The following is a 16,504-nucleotide window of genomic DNA, read 5'->3' on the forward strand; positions in this document are numbered from 1 at the left end:
CCCGTCCCTAGAATGGTCCGCATGGCTGGACTGATCGTGCGCAAGGACATCGACCTCGTCCGCGAGCGCACGGACCTGAAGGCCGTGGTGGAGGAGTTCGTCACCCTGCGCTCGGCGGGCGTGGGCTCGTTCAAGGGGCTGTGCCCGTTCCACGACGAGCGGACGCCGTCGTTCCACGTGCGCCCCGGCGTGGGCACCTATCACTGCTTCGGCTGCGGCGCGCACGGGGACGTCATCAGCTTCCTCATGGAACTCGAGCACACCACGTTCATGGAGACCGTGGAGCGACTGGCGTCCCGGGTCGGGGTGGAGCTGCACTACGAGGACGGCGGCACCGGCCCGGACAAGGCGGAGACGGGGCGCCGTCGTCGCCTGTTCGAGGCGAACAAGGTGGCGGACGAGTTCTTCCGTCGTGCCCTCGGCTCGCCCGAGGCCCAGGCCGCCCGCGACTTCCTCACCCAGCGCGGGTTCACGCAGGAGCACGCCGCGCAGTTCGGCCTCGGGTACGCCCCGCAGGGGTGGTCGCACCTGCTGGACCACCTCCGGCAGAAGGGGTTCCGGGACGAGGAGCTGCGCGCCTCCGGGCTGGTGTCCGAGGGGCAGCGCGGCCTGTACGACCGGTTCCGCGGCCGCCTGCTCTGGCCCATCCGGGACATGACCGGCGCGACCATCGGCTTCGGCGCGCGCAAGCTGTACGACGACGACCCCGGGCCCAAGTACCTCAACACCCCCGAGACGCCGCTCTACAAGAAGTCGCAGGTGCTCTACGGGATCGACCTGGCCAAGCGGACGATCGCCAAGGAGCGTCAGCTGGTGCTCGTCGAGGGGTACACGGACGTGATGGCGGCCCACCTGGCCGGCGTCGGGACGGCGGTGGCCACGTGCGGCACCGCGTTCGGCGCGGACCACATCAAGGTGGCCCGCCGCCTGATCTCCGACGACGGCACGGGCGGCGAGGTGATCTTCACCTTCGACGGTGACGAGGCCGGGCAGAAGGCTGCTCTCAAGGCGTTCGACGAGGACCACCGGTTCCTCGCCAAGACGTTCGTGGCCGTGGAGCCCAGCGGCATGGACCCGTGCGATCTGCGCATGCAGAAGGGCGACGAGGCGGTGCGCGCGCTCATCGCCTCGCGGCGGCCGCTCTTCGAGTTCGCGATCCGGGCCGGGCTCAAGGACTACGACCTGGACACCGTGGAGGGCCGCGCCGGCGCCCTGCGCCATGCCGTTCCGATCGTGGCGGGCATCAAGGACGCCGTCCTGCGTCCCGGCTACGAGCGGGAGCTGGCCGGCTGGCTCGGCCTCGACCCGAACGCCGTGCACCGCGCTGTGGCCGCGGCCGGGCGCGCACCGCGGCGGGGGCCCGAGCCCGAGGCGCGGCCGGCCCCGGCGGACGACGGGCAGGCGATCGGGCCCCAGGGCCGCCACGGGGAGGCTGCCGCCCCGGCGCCGCGGATCGTGGTGCCGGTGGATCCGCGCGACCCCGTCGCCCGTCGGGAGCGGGAGTCCCTCGAGGTGGTGCTGCAGCATCCGACCCTGCTCTCCGCGGAGCAGTGGACCGCGCTGTACGCCGCCCGCTTCACGGTCCCGCAGTACGCCGCCGTCCACCAGGGCGTGAAGATGGCCGGGTCGGCGGGGGCGACGCCGCAGCGCTGGGTCGACGCCGTGCGGGACGCGGTGCCCCAGGAGGTGGCCGGCGTCGTCTCCGAGCTGGCCGTCCGCGACCTGCCCGCCCGCACTCCCGAGGATGTGGACCGGTACTGCCGGGACATCATGAACCGCCTGTTCGCCCTGCAGATCGTGCACCGCAAGGAGGAGCTGCTCGGGCGACTGCAGCGGCTCGGCCCCGAGGGCGACCCCGCCGAGTTCACCCGCCTCAACAGCGAGCTCATGGAACTGGAGGCGCGCCGCCGGGCCCTCCGTGCCGACGACTGACCCCCACCCGTTTTCGTTCGGGAAACGGCGGCTTCAGGGGCGTTTCGTTCGGGAAACGGCGGTCCGCCAGCCGCGCGGCGTCAGTGCTCGTCGACCGTGAGCACCTCGCCGGACGTGGCGTCGATCTCGACCTCGGGGCCGTCGGAGCCGTCCTCGCGGTCGAACCCGACCTCCCACTGGAGGGTACCGTTGTCGTCGTCCAGGTCCATCTCGTCCAGGGTCACCCCGTCACGTCCCTCCCGGGCGGTGTCGAGTGCCTGCTGGGCGGTGACCTCGGCGTCCTTCGCCTTCTGGACGTCCTCGAGATCCGACTCGCGGTCGGTCTCGGTGATGTCGCCGTCGGCGGTGACGTCCAGCTCCTTCACCTCCTCGCCCACCACGACGTCAACCTCCCAGGTCGTGTCATCGTCGTCGGCATCCACCGCGACGATGATGCCGTCGCCGTACTTCTCCAGGACCGCGTCGATCACCGCGTAGGCGGGGTCATCTGCCTGGCCAGTAGCCGAGTCGCTGCCGGCCGCGGCGGCCGTCGACGAGGCCGAGGCGGAGGAGGCTGACGACGACGTCGCCGAGCCCGACGCGTCGTCCGTGGCGGGGGTGCTCGCCAGGGACGAGGAAGCGTCGACCTCCGGCGAGGCGGAGCCGTCATCGCCGTTGTCAGACGTGGTGCCGCAGGCCGCGAGGGCGAGGGCGGCGAGCATGCCCGTGCCGGTCAGGGCGGTCTTGCGCGTGAGGGTCGTGATGGTCATGGACACGTCTCTCCTTCGGGTCCGTTCCTGATGGTTTTGGGGTGTCCGCGCACCGTAGGCCCGCCGGAACCGTGCCTGGCAAGGGCCCGGTCCCCGGGCGTGGGTAGGACGACGACGGCGCCCCGCGGCCGGGTGGCGCGCAGGCAGGGGCTCTGGTAGAGTTCCATCCGTTGTCCGAACGGCTCCGGTGGTTCGCGGCACATTCCCCCGTAGCTCAACGGCAGAGCATTCGACTGTTAATCGAAGGGTTGTTGGTTCGAATCCAACCGGGGGAGCGATCCTGAAGCCCCTGCACCGACCATGTCGGTGTGGGGGCTTCTTCGTGCCTGGAGGATGACCGGGCCGAGCAGTTCCGCGAGCGTGATGTCGAAGACCTCCGCGATGGTGGCCAGCTCCTCCAACGTAAAGGCCACCCGCGCGCGAAGCCGGTGTGAGATGCCGCTCTGTGAGACGCCGAGCGCCGCTGCTAGGTCTGCCTGGCGTTTGCCGGAGCGGGCGAGCCAAGCACGCACCTCTGCGGCGACCATCGAATTGAAATCCGAGCCGCTCTCTTCGTTCGACTTCGTCATGGGCAAGACCCTATGGCTCAGGCGAACGGCGCACAAGGTCAGAGAAAAAAAGTTGCGATGACCGCAAGGCGAGGGCTGGGCAGATATGCGCACAGCGCATACAGTGTGGGCCATGAGCAATCACACCCGTTGCGTCAGGTCGAACCTGGCAGCCGAAATCAGTAGACGAGACCTAACCCAGGCCCGCGCAGCGGCACTGGCCGGTCTCACCCCGGACGGTCTTTCCAAGCGGATGTCCGGGCAGGTCGAATTCCGCCTAGGCGAGCTGCTGGAGCTCGCCCGTGTCCTGGGCGTGCCGTTCGCGACGTTGGTAGCCGGCATCGATGCTGCAGATGAACAGCTGGCCGAGGCATGAACGTCCATTCACTTCAGCTGGCCTACACCCCAGAGGCGGCGCGAGAAGTCACAGACCAGATCAAGACCGGCCTGGAATCCGTGTACCACCTGATCCGGTCCGCGTATCGGGGGCGGGCTTGGGAAGTTCTGGGGTACCGGAGCTGGGACGAGTACGTGACTCGGGAGTTCGGCAACTTGCATCTTCGGCCACCGCTGGAAAAGCGACAGGACATCGTGCTGTCCCTCCGTGAGGTGGGGATGAGTACTCGGGCGATCGCATCCGCGACACAGATCAGTGAGGCCACGGTGCGGCGGGAGCTTAAGCACGCAGGTGCGTCAAAAGACGCACCTGGACGTGCACCGGCCTCCGTCGTCGGGGTCGACGGGAAGACCTACGAGGCCACGAGGCCCGCTCGCATTGGAAACCTCGAGCCCTCCATGGGGGTCCGAGGTGGTCAAAGTGACGTTGACGCGGTCTTGGATATGCCGGCCGAAGACTTCGGGATCGAGCCGCTGGACTTGGTCCGGCACGACGAGGAACAGAAGAACCGCGCGCGTCGTGTGCTGACTGCGTTCAACGGGTCGGGTGCGGCCGCGGTGCCAGCGCTGATCAAGGCGGCTACCCCGGTGGCCTCGCTGGTGTCTCCGGCGACGGGTAAGGCGCTGGTCGAAGACGAGGACTTGCACGGGGTCGTGTGGGACTCGGTGCGGTGCGTGCGGACGCTGGCGCACGTGATCCGGTCCGTGGGGCATGTCGAGGGCGAGTCCCAGGCGGAGATCCGGTCGACGCTGCGGGACGCGGTGGACGACCTGGATGAGGTGCTGAAGAAGATCGAGGAGGGCACGCGATGAGCGCGCAGCAGATGTGGGAGGCCCGAACGTCTGGGCCGAAAAGGGCGGAAGCCCCGGCCAGCGGGCAGGCTGTCGGGGCTTCCGAAAACGCTCAATCCGAGACGGTGCACATTCCAAAGAACACGCTGGTCGAGCACTCAAAGGATAGCACCGGGGCGCGGCCCACGGACAGTGGGATTCGGACGCTTCCGCGCCGGGTCAACCCGAACGATGGGCGGTTCATCCGGGCCGTGGTGGCCGGGACCGCTGTGGCCGGGCTGGTGGCGTTCTCCATTTCGTTCGCGGCGCTGTACGAGGTCGCGGCGTGGCTGGGGCTGCCGCCGTTCATGCATTGGGCAGTGCCGGTCTTCATAGACCTGGCGATCCTGGTCTACGCAGGCTCCGTACTGGTGCACGAGTCTCGAGGGGAGTCCGCGCGGGCGTCGTGGTGGGCGCTGGGGGCGTTCACGGGGCTGTCGATGATCGCCAACGGGGCGCATGCGTGGAGTGCTGAGAACGCGAGCGTGTGGCAGTCCGTGGTGGGTGCGCTCATCGCGGTGATGGTTCCGGTGGCGGTGTTCGTGGCCACGGATCAGCTGGCGCGGGTCGCGGTGGAGAACCCGGACTCGCGGCGGGCCGAGCGCGCATCGCAGGTGTCGGAGGAAGCAGAGCAGCTGAAGGCTCAGGCGGAGCTGGATCGTCAGCGCGCGGAGCTGGAGGCCGAACTCGCAGCGAGCCGCTGGCAGATCGAGGCCCAGCGGCGCGAGGCCGAGCGGGAGGCCGAGGTGGCCGAGGCTCGGCACCGGCAGGAGCTGGAACGGATGGAGCGTCAAGCCAAACTCGAGACCGAACGCGAGGCCCGCGAGGTTCCGCAGGCCGTGGTCGAGGAATCGCAGGTCGCCCAGGGGATCGAGGTCGTCGAGACCGTGGCGTCGTCAGAGCCGGTCGCCGCAGAGACGAAGACGGTGGAGAAGGCATCGGGTGCGGACATCACCGCATGGATCGTGTCCCGCGCGCAGGAGGGCCAGGTGCCCTCGGCGGCGGAGGTCGCAGAGAAGTTCGGGTGCTCAGAGCGCACCGGGCGCCGCCGCTTGGCCGATGCCCGTGAGGCGCACGCCGAGGCATTCGGGACCGAGGAGGAGCAGGCATGAGCATCGAAGCGATGAAGTGGGCGCAGAAAGTCGCGGAGACAGGCCAACTCAACACCGGCCAGGCGTTCGTGCTTTTGCTGCTGGGTGACCATGCGGACGAGGCGTGGTCGTGCCACCCGAGCCAGGAGTTGTTGGCCCGGCGGTCGGCCCAGACGGTGCGTTCGGTGGAGCGGCACATCGCCCGCCTGCGAGACCTGGGCCTGGTGGACACCGAGTCTCGCTACGGGGACGGGCGCGGGCGGATCGGCTTGAGGTACTACCTCCGCGAAGAGGCCCTGAACGACCTTGTCCAAGACGCCGAGACCCGCATGAACACGCGACCCGACAATCTGTCGGGTAAATCTGAGACCCGCACGAAGACGCGACCCGACAATCTGTCGGGTAAATCTGAGACCCGCACGAAGACGCGACCCGACAATCTGTCGGGTAAATCTGAGACCCGCATGAACACGCGACCCGACAATCTGTCGGGTGAGTCGACTCACCCGACAATTTCGGCGGACTCACCCGACAATCACGACTTTGCCGACTATAAGGATCGCGCGCGGACTAACCCTCAAGAACCCTCATCTGTCCGTCCGTCAGTCCGTCAGTCCGGTGCAGTGCGCGCGGAGACGACGACGGACGACGGACGACGGACCGATCAGGTCATCGACGGTGGGGAAGGCGTGGGGCTGGTCCATCGGGGTGTGGTCCTGGCGGACTTGGTTCAGCGGGTGCCGGCGGCTGCGGACCTCGGAGACGGGCAGCTGCGGTCCATCGTGGACGTGGTCTTGGCGCGGGCCTCGGGGCCGGTGCGCAAGCCCACGGCCTTCGTGGCGCGGTCCTTGGCCTCGGAGTTCGAGGAATTGGTCGCTGTGACCCGGCCCCGGCCGGTCGCCGTGACTCAGGCTCCGGCTGCTTCGGGGCAGGTGCGTGAGCTGCGGACCGGTGAGCCGTGCCAGGACCCGGACGTGCACATCCCGGCGTACGGGCAGGCCGTGCTTGCAGACTGCCCGCACTGCCGGCTGGAGCGGCGGGCGATGCCACGGGCGTTGATGGAGGCGGTGGACTGATGACCGGGCAGGCGGACCGGGTGGCTCCGGCGGGGATGGTGCTGGTGACCGGTGACGAGCTGGCGGAAGCGGTGGCCTCGGTGCGAGGCACGGTGGTGGCCGTACTCGGACCCTCGGGCAACGGCGACGTCGTCGAGGACGTGCTCCAGAGCACGTGGGAGTCCGCGTGGCACTCCCGGGAGCGGTTCGATCCGGACCGGGGTTCCCTGCGGACCTGGGTCGGCACCATCGCCCGGAACCGAGCGGTGGATCATCTGCGGGCGGTCGGCCGGTCGCGGGCGGGCCAGGAGGCGCTGGAGGCTTCCGCGGTGGCGCGGGAGAAGACCGCGGTGTCGACGGTCATGGAGGACCCGGCCGAGGCTGTGGTTGAAGCGCTGGCTGCACACCGGGAAGTCGCGGAGGTGATGCGGGTGGTCGAGTCGGTCATGGAGTCCTCGGAGATGACGGCCCGTGCCCTGGCCGTGGTGCTGGCGTTCGGGGATGACGTCGTGGCGGCATCGGAGGCGATGGGCGTCTCGGTGACCGCACTGCGTCAGGCCCGGCGTGAGCTGGTGCGCTGTGCCCGGGTGGTCCGGGCGGCGCAGGAGGTGGCCCGTTCGGGGCAGGCGGTGACGATGCGTGTGCTGATCAGCTGCCTTCCCGACGACGGGGACGCGGGGGACTGGGCGCGGCAGGTCGCGTTGGCCTGCGCGCAGGCGGGGGGCCGGATGGAAGCGGTCACGGTCGAGGACGTCATGCAGGCCACCGGGTTCAGCCACTCCACGAGTCGGCAGTACCTGGCCGAGACACGGCACCTGCTGAGGGTGGCGACAACGGTGATCCGAAACGAGAGGGCAGAGAAGTGAGCGAGCAGACGGAGTTCGAGCAGAGCCATGACGTCCCGGAGGGTCAGGAGCCGCGCGTGGTCTACGTAGAGCGGGACCGGGGACTGGTCGCGTCCGTGCGGCGACTGCGCCAGCGCGCAGGCGAGGCCGGGCGGCGGTGGGTGGCGGAGTCCGTGGACGCGCCGCTGCCGACGTCGTGGCAGGAGCGGGTACCGGACGCGTGGGACTCGGCGCGGGGTCGGTGGGTGATCGCGGCCGTGGCGCTGGCGGTGCTCGTGGTGTGGGTGCTGGTGGTGCAGGCGATGGCGCGCTGACAGACCTTCGCGGTGGGGACCGCGAACCCAGGACGAGACACGGCAACGAAGCAAGAGCGGGCCAGACGAGCGGCGAGGAGTCGGACATGTTGAACGGAATCAACCCGGACGGGCTGTCGGGGTGGTCACAGATCAGTGGATGGGTGGTCGGGACGGCGCTGGTCGTGCTGATCCTGGCGGTGGGGGCTGGCGTGGCGCTGGCGGTGTGGGGCAGGGCCTTGTTCTCACCTGGCGGGATGCGCAAGGGGTGGACGATGGTCGCGTTGGCGGCGGTGGGGGCGACGGTGCTGGGCGCTGGCACGGCCGGCACGAGCTGGGGGGCTGGGCTGGGCACGAGCGAGCTGATGCCCGCCGGGGCCAGGCCACAGTCGGTCGCGATCGAGAAGAACGCCCCGAAGCAGACCTGCAACCGGCAGGCGGTGCGGGACTTCGACAAGGAGGAGCCGTCCCCGGATCGGGCAGAGCGTGAGCGTGTGATCAGTACGTTGCTCGGTGGACAGCCCGCCCTGGACGGGTACGAGTGGGGCAAGGAGCCTACCGGCACGGAATCCTCGTACACGGTCGTCACATCGGTGAAGTGGTACGCCACGGGCGAGGTGAACGGGTCGGGTGAGCCGGACTGCTCGGCGCAGAACGAGGCCACGGCCGAGTGCTCGCCGGTCGAGGTGCACGTGGCGCGTCAGTCGCTGACCAACGGTGCTCAGACCGGGCGGACCCTGACGCTGACGCGGGGTCAGAACTGCTCTTGATCTGATCTGGGAGTTGCCCCCACCTGCTGCGGATGCAGTGGGTGGGGGCTTTCTCGTGTGCGGGACAGGTGACATGCGTGGCGGTGCGGCGCGTCGTACATCTGGCAGCGGGCGGGAGGTGCCCGCGCGGGCCGGAAGACATCCGGGCCGTCGTCACATCACATCCCTACGGGAGGACCTCTGATGAGCAATCTGATTCACGCGGCCACCACGGTGGCTGCCGGTGTCCCGGACATCGCACCGCGCTTCGACGGGCCGTGGATGCCCACCATCCAGAACGTCACTGGCCTGGCGTTGGGCACCTTCCTGGTCGTCCTGATCGTCGCCGTCGGCATCGGCGTGCTGGTCTGGATCTTCGGCAAGCTCTCCTCGAGCGGCCGCGCGCAGGACGTGGGTATCAGCTTCGTGGTCTGGGGCATCGTGGCTGCGGCCCTGATCGCCGGTGCCGCGAGCCTGATCGGCTGGGGCGCCGGCCTGCCGCTGTTCTGAGGTCCTGAGCGCACTCACGGAGGGAGAGAACGATGTGGGAGAAGGACTTCGAGGAGTTCCTGCGGGGTTCGATCCTGGGGCTGGCGAAGGCCGCTGCCGGGCTGATCGAGCAGGCTTTCTCCGTGGGTGCGCTGACCCCGGAGTGGTGGGTCACGGTCGTCGGCGGTCAGGTCACCACGACGGTGGCCGGTGGCGAGAGCACGGTGATCGACCACCCGGGGATGCTGAACATCATCGTGGTGGCGATGATCCCGCTGCTGGTGATCTTCGTGGCCGTGCAGGTCGTGCTCTCGGCGGTGCGCGGGTCCACGGCGGGCATGGTGCGCGCGTTCCTGGCGGCGGTGTTCAGCATCCCGGCGACCTACGTGGTGGTCGGGCTGGTGTGGATGGCGATGGGGGCGACCCAGCAGCTGACCTTGTGGATCTTGCGGGTCGGTTCCGGTGGCACCGATGGCGAGGACGAGGCGGTAGCCGGCGTGCTGGGACTGTTCGGTCTGACCTACGACGCCGCCAACGACAAGATCCTGCTGGACGAGAACTTCGCGCAGTGGGAGATGGCCAGCGAGAACTCGGGAAACGGGATGATCGTGGTCGCGGTGATCATCGCGCTGGTGATCTTCTTCGCCTGCTTCGTGCTGATGGCGATGATGATCTTCCGTCTGGTGCTGATTCTGATCTTGGCCTCGTTCGCGCCCCCGGCGATCTTCTCGCTGGCCCTGGAGCCGGCCAAGGCGCTGGCGGGGCGGTGGCTGTCGATGATGCTGGGGCTGATCATGGCCGGGCCGCTCGCAGCCGCCGTCGTGCGGCTGGGCATGGCGATGGCGGCATTGTCCACGGACTGGGTGCAGACCGTGGCTGGCATGGTGCTGGTGTTCGTGGCCGCGGCCATGCCGATCTTCATGCTTGCAGTCACCGCGTGGCTGGCTGGCGGTGCCGGGCAGGCTGAACAGGCGGGCGTGATGGCCGCGAGCCGGGCCGGGCGTGGAGCAATGAATTCGATGCGGGGCGTTTCGGCGCGGGCTGGCCGGATGCGCCAGCGTGCCGGGGCGATGGTGATGCGAGGAGGCCGCTGATGGCAACGATGATTCAGGAGTCGATGGACTCGGAGTACGACGACGTCCGATTCCCCCAGGAACGGACTCAGGGACTGATCCTGGGGCTGACCCTGGAGCAGGTGATCGTGGTGCTGGCCGGCGTGCTGATCGGCATGGCGTTCATCCTGCGTGGCGGGCCGGCCATGTTCGTGGGCATCGGGCTGATGGCCGTGATCGGCGCGTTCGGTGCGACCCGGTTCCGTGGCCGGTCCCTGCCTGGCTGGGTGTGGGTGGCGGCGCAGTACCTGCGGCGCGGGGCAACGGATCAGCTCGAGTACCGCCAGGGGATGGCCCCGGCACACGTGCTGGAGCTGGTGGACGGCGAGCCGCAGGCACCCGTGAGCGAGGCAGGGCCGCAGGCCCAGCGCGACGCGAAGGGGCGGATCAAGCCGGGTGAGCCGGCACGGTTCCGGCTGCCGGGTGTGGCCGGCGAGCTGATGGTCTACGCGATGCCCAACGGGGCCGGGTTCGTCTGGGACCCGCGCGCCCGGGAAGCGGTGGTCTGCGCGAAGGTCATGACGACGCGGGGCTTTGACCTGGAGTCCTTCGACGCTCAGGAGGAACGGTCCCTGTCGTGGGGATCGTCGCTGGCGGCGCTGTCGCGTCTGCCGGGTGTGGTGCGGATTCAGGCTTCCGATCAGACGACGCTCATCTCCGGTGCGGCCGTGGAGGACTTCTACGAGTCCAAGCAGGAGGGCGCGGGCCGGACAGGGGCAAGCATCGACCCGTTCCTGGACCAGGCGTTCCGTGAGCTGATGAAGGAGGCCCAGTCGATGCCGGTGCACGAGCAGTGGCTGACGCTGGTGGTCTCCCCGTCGAAGATCACCTCTCAGGTCAAGGCGCTCGGCGGGGGCACCCCGGCGCTCATGGAGCACATGCTCAAGCTGATGACGACGGTGGAGAGCACGCTGCCGCGCTCGGGGACCCAGGTGACCGCCTGGCACTCCCCGCGCACGCTGGCCGGCCTCTCGCGGTCGGCGTTCGACCCGGACGCCTCGGTGATGGTCTCGACCATGAAGGCGGACGGGAAGACGGCGGGCACCGCGCCCTCGAGCGCGGGACCGATGGCCGTGGAGGTCCATGCGGGCCACATGGTCACGGACGGGAACTACCACCGCACCTACAAGGTCTCCGAGCTGCCGCAGAACCTGGCCCGGCTGGGGTTCCTGGACGAGCTGGTGTTCGCCGGGGACTTCCGGCACACGGTCTCGGTGTTCCTGGCGCCGGTGGAGCGTGGGGCCGCGGTGCGGTCCGTGCAGCGGCGCAAGACGGACTGGCACACGAACTCGCGGCTGATGAACAAGCTCGGTCGCATCGGTTCGTTGGAACATGACCAGTCCCTGGAGGACGTCGAGCGTGAGGAGGCCGAGCTGCGGCGTCGGCACACGGGCGTGGAGGTCGTCGTGCTGGTCACGGTGACCGGGGCCTCGCGGTCCGAACTGGAGTCCGCGGCGGCGGAGGTCGTGGCCTCCGGGATCACGGCCGAGTGCGAGCTGCGCCCGGTGTGGATGGAGCAGGACGCGGCGTTCGTGGCCGGTGCCCTGCCGTTCGGAAGGATGAAGCTCTGATGCGTGAAGAACCGAAGGTCGATCTGTTCCAGATCATCGAGCCGGGCAAGATGTCCCTGCGTGAGGCCAGGGTCGCTCAGCGGAAAATGAAGATGGCGCAGGCGCAGGCGCAGCGGCTGCGCAACCGGGAGGCGCGGGAGGAGCGGTTCCCTCAGCCGCAGTGGGGCAAGGCCGGACCGCGCGGGGCACGGCAGCTGCGGGGGATGCGCACGCTGGCCCCTCGGCCGGTCCGCACGACGACGCACACGGCCTCGACGGCGTACCCGTTCGTGGCCGGCCCCGGTCTGGGTGCGCGCGGGCTGATGATCGGCAAGGACATGCACGGCGGCGGCGCGTTCTGCTTCGACCCGTGGGCGCTCTATGAGGCCGGGATCATCTCGGGCATGTCGATGATGCTGTTCGGCCAGGTCGGCACCGGGAAGTCGTCGCTGGCCAAGTCGCTGGCGGTGCGGCAGGTGCTGGCCGGGCGCAAGCTCTCGGTGGCCTCGGACAAGAAGGGCGAGTGGACCCGTGTGGTCAAGGGCCTGGGCGGGTCGGTGATCCAGGTCGGCCCTGGCCTGGACACGCGCCTGAACCCGCTGGACCCGGGCACCCGGCCTTCGACGGACGTGCAGGGCGAGCCGATGACGGACCGGGCGTGGGCCTCGATGGTGCGGACCCGGCGCATGTCCATCTTGGTGGCCCTGGTGAAGATCCTCACCGACCGGGACATGACCTCGCCTGAGCATCACGTGCTCTCGGCGGGCCTGGACGCGGCCGTGGCGGTCGCGGACGCCGAGGGCCGGCCGCCGATCATCCCGGACGTGATCCGGGCGCTGGACGCGGCCCGCACGGACCCGGACGCGATGAAGGCGGAGGCCGCGTCGGTGACGATGATGACGTTGGGCCGCGTGTCCTCCGGCGACCTGGCCGGCATGTTCGACGGGGAGACCACGGTCGTCCTGGATGGGCAGGCGTGCGCGACGAGCATCGACACGTCCGCGTTGCTGGGTGCCTCCCCGGAGGCGGTGCGCGTGGTCAACGCGTGCGCGGGCGCGTGGACCGAAGCGATGGTCACCACCCGCGACGGCGGGCAGCGGATCGTGATCTACGAAGAGGGCTGGGACAACATCAGCTCCGAGGCCGACCTGCGGCGCATGGTTGAGCAGTGGAAACTCAGCCGCGCGTACGGCATCTTCAACGTGCTCGTGCTGCACAAGATCGCTGACCTGGACATGGCTGGCGATCAGGACTCGAAGATGGCCGCGATGGCCCGGTCCCTGCTGGCCGACGCCGACGTGAAGGTGATCTACCGGCAGGACCGGTCCGCGCTGAAGATCACGACGTCGGAGATGGAACTGTCCGACCGGGAGCGGTCCCTGGTGCGGTCCCTGCCCAAGGGCACGGGCCTGTGGCGGCTGGGGGATTCCTCGTTCGAGGTGCAGAACGTGCTCACGCGGGCCGAGCTGCCGCTGTTCGACACGGACGAGCGCATGGACAAGGCGAAGGAGGCGGTGGCCTGATGCGACTTGAACGTGGCAACAACTCGGTCCTGGAAGGGGACAGCCCGGCCGAGACGGCACTGATCTGGCTCATCGGTCCGGCCGTGCTGCTCTACGGGGCGTACCTGCTGGCCGGGTTCCTGGCCGGGCGTATCCACTGCGGGGCACCGACCAAGCCGGACTCGCTGTTCGCGCCGCTGGGCTTCCTCGTGGGCGAGCACGACCCGGCCGCGTTCGGGGCCACCGTCCAGGGGTGCACGGCGACCACTGGCGGGGTCATCGGCTGGCTGATCGGTCTGGGGGTGCTGGCCCTCGTGCTGATCGGCGTGGCGGTGACGGCGTGGAGCCGGTACCAGCAGTCGGACAAGAAGTTCATCAAGGAGCTGCGCGAGCGCGAGGGCCTGGCCAGGTCTGCGGAGATCACCAAGACGGTGGGCCGCAAGTCGGTGCTGTCCCGGGTGAAGAAGGTCCGGCCCTCGATCAAGAAGCCGGCCATCACGGACGGGGCCATGCGGCTGGGCAAGGCCGAGGGCGTGGACGTGTTCGCGTCCTTCGAGGAGTCGGTGGTGCTGATCGGCCCGCCGCGCTCGGGCAAGGGCGTGCACCTGCTGATCGGCGCGATTCTCGACGCGCCCGGCCCGGTCATCACGACCAGCTCTCGCGCGGACAACCTGGGGGCCACGGCCGAGCTGCGGAAGAAGAAGGGGCCGGTGGCCCTGTTCGACCCGCAGGGGCTGACCGGTCAGCCCTCTACGTTGAAGTGGTCCCCGATCACGGGCTGTGATGAGCCGCGTGTGGCGAATCAGCGGGCGGCGTCGCTGATCGGTGCCTCTGGCCTGGGGTCCTCCAGCTCGAACGCGGAGTGGCAGGCCCCGGCGATCACGATCATGGAGTGCCTGCTGCACGCCGCGGCGCTGGGTGAGCGCACCGTGGATGATCTGATGCGGTGGGGCAACAACCCGGCCGAGGCCAAGGAGGCCGTGAAGATCCTGACCGAGCATCCCAAGGCCGCGCTGAACTGGAACCTGGTGCTCAAGGGCATCATCGAGGGCGACCCGAAGCTGCTCCAGTCCAAGTGGTTCGGGGTGGAGGGTGCGGTCAAGGGGCTGTCGGTGCCCGAGGTCCGCGACGTGCTGCGGCCCAACCGGTTCGAGGAGACCCTGGACATCGACAAGTTCCTCACCGAGTGCGGGACGCTCTACATCGTGGGCACCAAGACCGGCGGCTCGTCGGCGGGGCCGTTCCTGATCGCGATGATGGACGCCATCACCGAGCGGGCGCGCGAGCTGGCGGCGAAGTCGCCCGGGAACCGGCTCGACCCGCCGCTGTCGCTGGTGCTCGATGAGATTGCGAACATCTCCGGTGCCTGGCCGGGGCTGACCCAGCTCATGGCTGACGGCGGCGGCGTGGGCATCTCCCCGTTCGCGGTGTTCCAGTCGATGGCTCAGGCCCGCAACGAGTGGGGCGAGCAGCAGGCGCAGGCGCTGTTCGATGCGGCCACGGTGAAGGTCCAGCTCGGGGGTGCCTCGAACGTGTCCGACCTGGAGCAGTTCGCCAAGCTGGCCGGCCAACGCAAGATCATGCGGACCTCGAAGTCTCGCGGCAAGGACCACACCTCGGTCTCCGAACAGATCCACGACACCGAGGTGGTCTCGGTCGCGGAGCTGCGTCGGCTGCCGTTCGGGTGGGGGGTCCTGCTGAATCGCAACGGGCGTCCGATCCTGATGCAGATGACCCGCTGGTGGGACCGCAAGGACGGCAAGCAGATCAAGGAGGCCGCGGGGCGGTACTCGAAGGCGCTGCTGGCTGAGCTGGAGTCCAAGGACCCGGCCCCGTCCACACCGACCGACGCGGACCGGGCCGAGGACTCCGTGGCGGCGTTGGACCCGGTGCCGGAGACGGCCCCGGCGATCCCGGTGCGGTGAGGGCATGGGCAGGTTCGGGCTGCACCGCACCAGCTCGGCCGAGTACAAGCGGTACCTGCGGTCCCAGGCATGGGGGTACAGGCGGGTGCGGTGGTTCGCAGACTGCCGGCAGGCCGGCCAAGAGCCGGCCTGCCAGGTCTGCGGGATCACGCTGTCCCAGGCTGGGACCCTGGACCTGCACCACGTCTCGTACAAGGGCGTGGGCCAGGACGAGGAGGGCCGGTGGCAGGCCCGCGAAGCGCACAACGACCTGATGCCGTTGTGCCGGGATCATCACCAGCGGCTGCATCAGATCATGGACGGCAAGAAGGAGTTCTTTGGATGGGACCGCAGGCGGGCAACGATCGTGATCGTGGCCAGGATGATCCGGCAGAGGCAGGCATGAGCGACGACGGGGGTGCACGGTGCCATGTGTGCCAGCGGCCCGTCTCCACGAGGTGGCACTGCACCGATGGACGGCACCTGGACCGCGCCGAGTGTCGTGCCGCCGGCGGAATCGGGGTGTGGTTGTGCGGGACCTGCGAAGACGCCGCACATCGCTACATGTGCTCGACCGGGGCAGGCGGGCGCGAGGCCGTTGAGGAGCTGTTCGCCCGGCTCGAGAGGCTGCTGGGCGGGCCAGCACGCCGGTACACGAGGGAAGGACGGAACTGATGACATCACCCTGGGTTGAAGACGACGAGCTCACGGACTGGGAGGCGCCGGCGGCCGCCGATGACGACGGACAGACGGGGACTCCGCTGCCCTACGTCGACCCGGAGATCGCCGCGGAACTCGCGGGCGAGGGTCCGCCGGTGTGGATGGGCACGCGGTGGCGGGAGATCGAGGCTGAGCACCAATGGGAGGCGTGGAACACGCTGCGCCGGTGGGTCGACTGGTTCGTGGCCGAGTACCGGCTGGTGACCTCGGTAGTGCCGCCCTGCTGGTACAAGCACTCGGACCTGACGGCCGAGCTGTATGCGGCGATGTGCATGGAGTACAAGGTCTGGGAGGAACAGGCTCCGGGGCTGGGCCCGATGATGATGTGGCACCCGCACGTGGAGATGCTCACCGCGCGTCTGCGTCGCATGGTGGATGAGGCTGGCTGCGCGAAGATCGGTCAGCACAAAGAGCCGGAGGCGTACGGGGACCGGCCAGCGTTCAACCTGGACTACGACGAGGACGACTTCACTGCATGGGCGGCGACAACCTGTGAACAGCACGCCCTCGAGCGGCCGGAGGCGGGTGTGAAGTATGTGCGTGCCCGGGTCTTTAACGGCGACGGGGAGGAGATCGCTCTATCGAATCCTGTGGGGCTTGCCTCCCGTCGGACATCGACTGGGGTTACCGCAGAGCTGATGATGACGTCCTCCACGCCCCTAGCTGTTGTGGGTCATGAGGTTCTTGGCACGAGGCCCGGGCTGAGATGAGACGAGTGGGCCCCGCCCCGCAGGATGG

General features: G+C 69.2%; 17 protein-coding genes and 1 tRNA gene. 16 read left to right on the forward strand and 2 right to left on the reverse strand.

What is annotated here, in order from left to right:
- The first annotated feature begins 21 nt into the window (after positions 1-21).
- Positions 22-1,932, forward strand: a complete 1,911-nt coding sequence (gene dnaG / locus ACFI33_RS05430; protein ID WP_036383583.1) for a DNA primase — start codon at positions 22-24, stop codon at positions 1,930-1,932.
- An 80-nt stretch (positions 1,933-2,012) separates the two neighbouring features.
- Here dnaG and ACFI33_RS05435 read toward each other — a convergent pair whose 3' ends face one another.
- Entirely contained in the window at positions 2,013-2,681 is a 669-nt protein-coding gene (locus tag ACFI33_RS05435) for a PepSY domain-containing protein (protein ID WP_036383585.1), read from the reverse strand.
- 203 nt (positions 2,682-2,884) lie between these two features.
- On the opposite strand from ACFI33_RS05435, the gene ACFI33_RS05440 reads away from it, so the two are divergent.
- A tRNA-Asn gene (locus ACFI33_RS05440) sits at positions 2,885-2,956 on the forward strand.
- Here the strand turns inward: ACFI33_RS05440 and ACFI33_RS05445 are convergent.
- Positions 2,918-3,364 carry a helix-turn-helix domain-containing protein gene (locus tag ACFI33_RS05445; RefSeq protein WP_078025802.1) on the reverse strand — a complete coding sequence of 149 codons (447 nt, stop codon included), beginning with the start codon at positions 3,362-3,364 and terminating at the stop codon, positions 2,918-2,920. The two genes, ACFI33_RS05440 and ACFI33_RS05445, sit on opposite strands and share 39 nt — an antisense overlap.
- Between ACFI33_RS05445 and ACFI33_RS05450 the strand changes: the two genes are divergently transcribed.
- The 14 genes from ACFI33_RS05450 (at position 3,363) to ACFI33_RS05515 (ending at position 16,476) form a co-directional block, all read left to right on the forward strand.
- Complete coding sequence (locus ACFI33_RS05450) at positions 3,363-3,605, forward strand: helix-turn-helix domain-containing protein (RefSeq protein ID WP_078025801.1); 243 nt, start codon at positions 3,363-3,365, stop codon at positions 3,603-3,605. The two genes, ACFI33_RS05445 and ACFI33_RS05450, sit on opposite strands and share 2 nt — an antisense overlap.
- Complete coding sequence (locus tag ACFI33_RS05455) at positions 3,602-4,438, forward strand: RNA polymerase sigma factor sigma-70 region 4 domain-containing protein (RefSeq protein ID WP_049147141.1); 837 nt, start codon at positions 3,602-3,604, stop codon at positions 4,436-4,438. The genes ACFI33_RS05450 and ACFI33_RS05455 overlap by 4 nt, the downstream gene beginning before the upstream one ends.
- The gene (locus tag ACFI33_RS05460) at positions 4,435-5,568 is read left to right on the forward strand and encodes a DUF2637 domain-containing protein (protein ID WP_036340683.1); all 1,134 of its coding nucleotides are present in this window, start codon (positions 4,435-4,437) and stop codon (positions 5,566-5,568) included. The genes ACFI33_RS05455 and ACFI33_RS05460 overlap by 4 nt, the downstream gene beginning before the upstream one ends.
- Complete coding sequence (locus tag ACFI33_RS05465) at positions 5,565-6,623, forward strand: helix-turn-helix domain-containing protein (protein WP_061873033.1); 1,059 nt, start codon at positions 5,565-5,567, stop codon at positions 6,621-6,623. The genes ACFI33_RS05460 and ACFI33_RS05465 overlap by 4 nt, the downstream gene beginning before the upstream one ends.
- Complete coding sequence (locus tag ACFI33_RS05470) at positions 6,623-7,468, forward strand: RNA polymerase sigma factor (RefSeq protein ID WP_227449005.1); 846 nt, start codon at positions 6,623-6,625, stop codon at positions 7,466-7,468. The genes ACFI33_RS05465 and ACFI33_RS05470 overlap by 1 nt, the downstream gene beginning before the upstream one ends.
- Positions 7,465-7,761, forward strand: coding sequence for a hypothetical protein (locus ACFI33_RS05475; protein WP_036340685.1), 297 nt, complete (start codon positions 7,465-7,467; stop codon positions 7,759-7,761). Before ACFI33_RS05470 ends, ACFI33_RS05475 begins: the two co-directional genes overlap by 4 nt.
- Before the next feature lie 86 nt (positions 7,762-7,847).
- Entirely contained in the window at positions 7,848-8,510 is a 663-nt protein-coding gene (locus ACFI33_RS05480) for a hypothetical protein (RefSeq protein ID WP_036340687.1), read from the forward strand.
- Positions 8,511-8,693: 183 nt separating this feature from the next.
- Positions 8,694-8,999 (forward strand): hypothetical protein, encoded by a 306-nt coding sequence (locus tag ACFI33_RS05485; protein ID WP_036340689.1) that lies wholly within the window; start codon positions 8,694-8,696, stop codon positions 8,997-8,999.
- Between the two features lie 32 nt (positions 9,000-9,031).
- Complete coding sequence (locus ACFI33_RS05490; RefSeq protein ID WP_036340691.1) at positions 9,032-10,072, forward strand: type IV secretion system protein; 1,041 nt, start codon at positions 9,032-9,034, stop codon at positions 10,070-10,072.
- Entirely contained in the window at positions 10,072-11,661 is a 1,590-nt protein-coding gene (locus ACFI33_RS05495; protein ID WP_036340692.1) for an SCO6880 family protein, read from the forward strand. Before ACFI33_RS05490 ends, ACFI33_RS05495 begins: the two co-directional genes overlap by 1 nt.
- Positions 11,661-13,163: a conjugal transfer protein TraC gene (locus tag ACFI33_RS05500; RefSeq protein WP_158184598.1), complete on the forward strand. Its 1,503-nt coding sequence runs from the start codon at positions 11,661-11,663 to the stop codon at positions 13,161-13,163. Before ACFI33_RS05495 ends, ACFI33_RS05500 begins: the two co-directional genes overlap by 1 nt.
- Positions 13,163-15,067, forward strand: coding sequence for a TraM recognition domain-containing protein (locus ACFI33_RS05505; RefSeq protein ID WP_363932842.1), 1,905 nt, complete (start codon positions 13,163-13,165; stop codon positions 15,065-15,067). Before ACFI33_RS05500 ends, ACFI33_RS05505 begins: the two co-directional genes overlap by 1 nt.
- A gap of 4 nt (positions 15,068-15,071) precedes the next feature.
- Positions 15,072-15,452 (forward strand): hypothetical protein, encoded by a 381-nt coding sequence (locus ACFI33_RS05510; protein WP_336574886.1) that lies wholly within the window; start codon positions 15,072-15,074, stop codon positions 15,450-15,452.
- A gap of 268 nt (positions 15,453-15,720) precedes the next feature.
- Positions 15,721-16,476, forward strand: a complete 756-nt coding sequence (locus ACFI33_RS05515) for a hypothetical protein (protein WP_462623813.1) — start codon at positions 15,721-15,723, stop codon at positions 16,474-16,476.
- Positions 16,477-16,504: the final 28 nt, after the last annotated feature.

Source organism: Micrococcus sp. PSi08, assembly GCF_054960655.1.

Bases quoted from the DNA above. Each gene is read 5' to 3' on its own strand.
- dnaG (WP_036383583.1), top strand. From the start codon at position 22: ATGGCTGGACTGATCGTGCGCAAGGACATCGACCTCGTCCGCGAGCGC.
- ACFI33_RS05435 (WP_036383585.1), bottom strand. From the start codon at position 2,681: ATGACCATCACGACCCTCACGCGCAAGACCGCCCTGACCGGCACGGGC.
- ACFI33_RS05450 (WP_078025801.1), top strand. From the start codon at position 3,363: ATGAGCAATCACACCCGTTGCGTCAGGTCGAACCTGGCAGCCGAAATC.
- ACFI33_RS05445 (WP_078025802.1), bottom strand. From the start codon at position 3,364: ATGGCCCACACTGTATGCGCTGTGCGCATATCTGCCCAGCCCTCGCCT.
- ACFI33_RS05455 (WP_049147141.1), top strand. From the start codon at position 3,602: ATGAACGTCCATTCACTTCAGCTGGCCTACACCCCAGAGGCGGCGCGA.
- ACFI33_RS05460 (WP_036340683.1), top strand. From the start codon at position 4,435: ATGAGCGCGCAGCAGATGTGGGAGGCCCGAACGTCTGGGCCGAAAAGG.
- ACFI33_RS05465 (WP_061873033.1), top strand. From the start codon at position 5,565: ATGAGCATCGAAGCGATGAAGTGGGCGCAGAAAGTCGCGGAGACAGGC.
- ACFI33_RS05470 (WP_227449005.1), top strand. From the start codon at position 6,623: ATGACCGGGCAGGCGGACCGGGTGGCTCCGGCGGGGATGGTGCTGGTG.
- ACFI33_RS05480 (WP_036340687.1), top strand. From the start codon at position 7,848: ATGTTGAACGGAATCAACCCGGACGGGCTGTCGGGGTGGTCACAGATC.
- ACFI33_RS05485 (WP_036340689.1), top strand. From the start codon at position 8,694: ATGAGCAATCTGATTCACGCGGCCACCACGGTGGCTGCCGGTGTCCCG.
- ACFI33_RS05490 (WP_036340691.1), top strand. From the start codon at position 9,032: ATGTGGGAGAAGGACTTCGAGGAGTTCCTGCGGGGTTCGATCCTGGGG.
- ACFI33_RS05495 (WP_036340692.1), top strand. From the start codon at position 10,072: ATGGCAACGATGATTCAGGAGTCGATGGACTCGGAGTACGACGACGTC.
- ACFI33_RS05500 (WP_158184598.1), top strand. From the start codon at position 11,661: ATGCGTGAAGAACCGAAGGTCGATCTGTTCCAGATCATCGAGCCGGGC.
- ACFI33_RS05505 (WP_363932842.1), top strand. From the start codon at position 13,163: ATGCGACTTGAACGTGGCAACAACTCGGTCCTGGAAGGGGACAGCCCG.
- ACFI33_RS05510 (WP_336574886.1), top strand. From the start codon at position 15,072: ATGGGCAGGTTCGGGCTGCACCGCACCAGCTCGGCCGAGTACAAGCGG.
- ACFI33_RS05515 (WP_462623813.1), top strand. From the start codon at position 15,721: ATGACATCACCCTGGGTTGAAGACGACGAGCTCACGGACTGGGAGGCG.